This window comes from Nocardia farcinica, assembly GCF_029867845.1.
GTDB classification, from domain to species: Bacteria; Actinomycetota; Actinomycetes; order Mycobacteriales; family Mycobacteriaceae; genus Nocardia; species Nocardia farcinica_A.
Window position 1 is genome coordinate 1 of the sequence record NZ_JARWRU010001101.1, and the last position, 4,988, is coordinate 4,988.

A 4,988-nucleotide genomic window follows, 5' to 3' on the forward strand; every position below is an offset into this window, starting at 1 on the left:
GGGCCACCGAATTCCCCTGGTGCGCACTGGCGGAGTCCGTCGTGCGCGCGGCGCTGCCCGAGCTGGAGACCCGGGTCTCGACGCTGCGCACCGACCCGTGGACGGTCTCGGCCCGCCCCTGAGCGCCTGATCGTCCCTGGCACAACACATTCCGTCGGCGTGTCTCGGCGGGCGCGCGGTGACGGGCGGAGTTGGGGGAGAAGGTGTCGCCGGGAACGGGTACAACTACCGCATGAACTTCCCGGTGGACTTCGGGGTCGTGCAGGTCTTGTTGATCCTGTTGCTCCTCGTCGGTGTGGCTTTGTTGGTTTCGGCGGTACTGAAGGTGCGCAAGATCGGCGTGCGCGTGTTGATCAGCCGCGGCGTCTCCGGTCTGACCATGTTGCTGGCCGCGGTGGTGGCGCTGTGGGTGGCCACGCTGTTGCAGACCTACATCGGTCTCACCGGGGAGATCAAGGCGGCGCACGCCGTGGTGACCAAGGTCGAGGGGCAGGACCACCAGCTCGAGGTCGAACTGACCCTCTACGGCGACGACGACACCGAGGAACGCCGCGAGACCTTCCAGGTGCAGGGCGACATGTGGGTGCTGCAGGCCAACATCGTCGAGCTGGAACCCTGGGTGAACGCGCTGGGCTTCCACTCCGGCTACAAGGTCACCCGTCTGTACGGCCAGCGCCTCGACGGTGTCGCGACCACACAGAACCACATCTTCCTCAACGGCGAGGACCGCGACTTCTTCGAGGACATGCGCGACGGCAGCTGGTACACCGAACCCTTCGTGCGCTCGGCCTACGGCAATGCCGTCATCGCCATGCCCGGCGAGTACGAGGTCTACATCTCCCGCGACGCCATCAAGACCATGCCCGTCGGCAAGTGAGCGGTGAATCCGCCTGCGGGGCAGGGGCTCACCAGGCGGGTGAGCGCGTCTGGAGAGCTTCGATCCGGTACCGCAGCTGACGCACCAGCTCGTCGACCGGCGCCGGGCTGATCGAGAACGCGTCGGCGTCGTGGTTGACCAGCACGTAGCGCCCGTCGTTCGGGTAGTCGAGCCAGATGAAGGCGTGCCCGTCGTCGGTCGGCCGCGCGTCGATCGCGATGCCGGGGTGCACCGAGATCTCACCCGTGCCCACCCTGGGACGGCGCACGAACCGGGCCAGCTCCTCCTCGGGAGCCAGCCGGTTCGGGTGCCGGTTGTAGATCGGGCGGTCGAGATCGGAGCGGCGCGCGGAGAAGGGGGCGTGCCCGCCGCCGGCGAAACGCGGGAGCCGCGCGGCGATCTCGGTGGCGACGGTGTGCGCGTAGCACATGGTCAGCACCACGTCGCGCCCGTGCTCGCGGGTCGGTCCCGGCTGCTGCACGGCCACGGTCGCGACCTGCCCGGCGATGCCCGCGTGGACGCGCACCACCCGGTCGGCCCCGGGCCCGTGGAATCCGTGCACCTCCACCCGCACCTCCGGTTCGAGCAGCACTGTCAGCGCGCGGTGCAGCCGCTCGTCGAAGACGTCGCGCACCCGCCGCGCCGCCCGCGCGCGCTCGCGCTCGTAGTCGTCGCGATGGTCGACCCTGGCGTGGCGATAGCTCAGCGGATACGGCAGCCTGTCGCGACCCATGACCTCCAGCGCGATGCGGAAGGCGAGACCGTCGAACTGCCAACGTGGTTCGCTCATCCGCCGATGACCCCGCCCGGCGGGAGCACACGCGGCTGTTCGCCGAGCAGCTCGGTGGCACGATCCTGGACCAGGTAGTCGGGAATCTTGTGCTCGCTCTCGTCGTCCTTGCCGTTGCCCCCGCGTCCGGCCATGCCGCCCATGCCGGGCATGCCCATGCGCCCGGTGCCCGCGGCGGTGCGCGAGGTGCCGGTGCCCGAACCGGCGGGCTGGGCGGTCGAGCCGACGCCGGGGATACCGGCCCCCGGGCTCGGCGTCGATCCGGGGGTGCTCGGGGTGCCCGCGCCCGGATAGCCCGAACCCGGCGTGCCGTAGCTCGGCCTGCTGCTCGGGTCGTTCAGGCCGCTGGGCAGGTTGCTCGACGGGATCGTGCTCGCCGGATTCGTGGCAGCAGGATCGGTGCTCGTGGGATCCGACCACGGGTCGCCGGTCGAGGGGTTCTGCGCGGACGGGTCGTCGGTGGCAGCGGGGTCTTCGGTGGTGCCGTCTCCCGGCGCGTTCGGATCCTCGGTCTGCGCGGGATCGCCCGAGTCCGGCGTGTACGGGCCGGCACCGCCCGTGCCCGACGGACCACCCCCGCCCGTCGGCCTTTTCGAATCCGGCTGATCGGATCCCGGGCTGTGCACCGGGCTCTTCGGCTCCGGTAGCACCGGCGTCTGGTTGTCCACCTCGATGGCGCCCGCCTGGTAGGCCTTCATGACCTCCTGCGCCCGCGCCTCGGCCTCGTTCGCCCGGTGTTTGCCCAGTTTCAGCACGCCGTTGCCGGGGATGTGGCCGAGGAACTCGTCGAGGAAGTTGACGTTCTCCGGTGGGGGCACGGACAGCTTCGCCTGGTCGAGGTAGCCCTGGATCAGGTCGATGCCGTTGGCGACCTGCTGGAAGCTCACCGCCAGCGTCGCGAACTCGGTCACGTAGGCCTGGGTGGCCTCCCGCGCCGCGCTGCCGGAACGGCCGTTCCACCCCGCGTCGACGACCTCCTGGACGCCGGTGCCGAAGACGGCGATGGCCGTGTTCGCCTGCTCGACCAGTTTGCGCCAGCCGTCGGCGCCCGCGTTGATGGTGGCCTGATCGACGGGTCCGTTCTCGCCGTCGCCGTTGAGCGCCTTCCAGATGTCCTCGTGCGACCAGGTGTCGAAGGCCTCCGGGCTGGTGATGGCGGGCGGCGCCGTCACGCTGTACTGGCTCGACAGCTCGTTGTACTCGTTCTGGATGTGCTGACGATCGCCCTGCCAGGTCTGCGCCGCGTCGGACTGCAGCGACTGGTCGCGGTCGTTGTTCCGGTCGGACAGGAAGTGGCCGACGATGCCGTTCAGCGCAGCCGCCGCCGCGTACGCTCCCACCACCATCAGCCGACCCCCTCGGTTCGTGCGTTCTGCTGACCTGCCGGTGCTCGGCCTGCCATCTCGTGCTCCCCTCCCCGCGCCGCGCGTGGCGCCGCGGCCGCATGCCTCGGGACTGCCGCGCCGCGGCGATCACGACCGCCGACGGGGCACCGGCCCGGGTGTGAGCGGTGCGGCGTGACGGCGGTTCGCATGGGTCTCCTGGCGGCGTCGAAGACAGTCGGCGTAACTATATGACGCGGTTGCACCGGTTCCGGTTCCGCTGTTTCCGGGAGAACTGCTCGGCTAGGGCGGGGCTCGGCGGGCTGCCGGGGTACGCTCGATCCTTGCCCGCCCGGTGGCAGGCGCCCATCCGTCCACAGTGCCCAGGAGTCTGTCCGCGTTGATTGTCGAACCACCGATCCAGGCCAAGCTGCTCCAGCTCGCGGCTGTCGATGCCGAGCTGACGCGGATCGCGCATCGGCGAACGGTGCTGCCCGAGCAGCAGGAGGTGGAGCGGCTCGAGGCGTTGCGCAACGAGCACAAGGACGCCGCGGTGAAGGTGGAGATCGTGCTCGACGATCTCGACCGCGACATCAAGAAGCTGGAGGGCGAGATCGAGGCGGTGCGCAAGCGCGAGGAGCGCGACCGCTCGATGCTGGAATCGGGTTCGGTCGCCGCCAAGCAGCTCTCCGAACTCCAGCACGAGCTGGCCAGCCTGCAGCGCCGCCGCGGCGTGCTGGAGGACGAGCTGCTCGAGGTGATGGAGCGGCGCGAGGCCTCGGCGGCCGATCACGACCACGCGGGCGCGCAGCTGACCAAGACCGAGGAGGAGCTGACCGAGGCGCAGCGGCTGCGCGCCGAGGCGCTGGCCGATCTCGACGTGGCCCAGCAGCGCTGCGAGACCGACCGCGCGGCGCTGATCGGAACCTTCCCGGACGAGTTGCTCGCCGTCTACGACCGCCAGCGCGCCCAGCACGGTGTCGGCGCGGCGCTGTTGCAGGCCCGTCGCTGCGGCGCCTGCCGGATCGAGCTCGACCGCGGCGAGATCGCCCGCATCGCCAAGACCGCGCCGGAGGCCGTGGTGCGGTGCCCGGAGTGCGGCGCCGTGCTGGTGCGCACCAAGGAATCCGGTCTGTGAGGCCATGAGCGGCGACACGGCGGCACGCCACCCCGATGACACGGCGGCGCGCCATCCGAAGGTGATCGTCGAGGCCGACGGCGGGTCGCGGGGCAACCCGGGCCCAGCGGGCTACGGCGCGGTCGTGCTCGACCCCGACCGGACGGTGCTGGCCGAACGCCGCGAGAGCATCGGCCTGGCCACCAACAACGTCGCCGAGTACCGCGGCCTGATCGCGGGCCTGGAGGCCGCGGCCGAGCTGGGCGCGCGCGAGGTGGACGTCCGCATGGACTCCAAGCTCGTCGTCGAACAGATGTCGGGGCGCTGGAAGGTCAAGCACGCGGCCATGATTCCGCTCGCCGAGCGGGCGCGGGCACTGGTCGCCTGCTTCGACCGGGTCACCTTCACCTGGATACCCCGCGAGCGCAACAGCCACGCCGACCGGCTGGCCAACGAGGCCATGGACGACGCCGGGACCGACGCGGCCACCGGCGCGCGTCCCGCCGGCGGCGCGAAGACCGCCGAGCGCGCGAGCACCGAGGCCGCTCCCGCCCCCGGCTGGACCGGCGCGGTCGGCCGTCCGACCCGCCTGCTGCTGCTGCGCCACGGCCAGACCGAGTTGTCCATCCAGCGCCGCTACTCCGGTCGCGGCAACCCGCCGTTGACCGAGCTCGGCCGCGAGCAGGCCGCCCGCGCGGCGAAGATGCTGGCGGCCAGGGGCGGGATCGAGGCGGTCGTCAGCTCGCCGCTGACCCGCGCGGTGCAGACCGCCGAAGCCGCCGCCCACCCGCAAGGCGTTCCCCGGCGGCCCGATAAGGGCCTTATCGAGACCGAATTCGGCGATTTGGAGGGCCGGACCCTGTCACAAATACACAAAACCGA

At 71.2% G+C, this 4,988-nt stretch carries 5 protein-coding genes and 1 pseudogene; 4 read left to right on the top strand and 2 right to left on the bottom strand.

Annotated elements, in window-relative coordinates:
• Both QH283_RS24340 and QH283_RS24345 read left to right on the top strand, forming a co-directional pair.
• A pseudogene (locus QH283_RS24340) lies at positions 1–122 on the top strand (Nif3-like dinuclear metal center hexameric protein); the annotation flags it as partial.
• Between the two features lie 110 nt (positions 123–232).
• The gene (locus QH283_RS24345; protein WP_280505265.1) at positions 233–877 is read left to right on the top strand and encodes a hypothetical protein; all 645 of its coding nucleotides are present in this window, start codon (positions 233–235) and stop codon (positions 875–877) included.
• A 28-nt stretch (positions 878–905) separates the two neighbouring features.
• Here the strand turns inward: QH283_RS24345 and QH283_RS24350 are convergent, their stop codons facing one another.
• Both QH283_RS24350 and QH283_RS24355 read right to left on the bottom strand, forming a co-directional pair.
• Positions 906–1,667, bottom strand: coding sequence for an ESX secretion-associated protein EspG (locus tag QH283_RS24350; RefSeq protein ID WP_280505266.1), 762 nt, complete (start codon positions 1,665–1,667; stop codon positions 906–908).
• Entirely contained in the window at positions 1,664–3,013 is a 1,350-nt protein-coding gene (locus QH283_RS24355) for a PPE domain-containing protein (RefSeq protein ID WP_280505267.1), read from the bottom strand. Before QH283_RS24355 ends, QH283_RS24350 begins: the two co-directional genes overlap by 4 nt.
• 376 nt (positions 3,014–3,389) lie before the next feature.
• Here QH283_RS24355 and QH283_RS24360 point away from each other — a divergent pair, with 376 nt between their 5' ends.
• Positions 3,390–4,127, top strand: a complete 738-nt coding sequence (locus QH283_RS24360; RefSeq protein WP_280505268.1) for a zinc ribbon domain-containing protein — start codon at positions 3,390–3,392, stop codon at positions 4,125–4,127.
• A 4-nt stretch (positions 4,128–4,131) separates the two neighbouring features.
• Positions 4,132–4,988, top strand: an 857-nt coding sequence (locus QH283_RS24365) for a bifunctional RNase H/acid phosphatase (RefSeq protein WP_280505269.1), incomplete at its 3' end; no start/stop codon positions are given.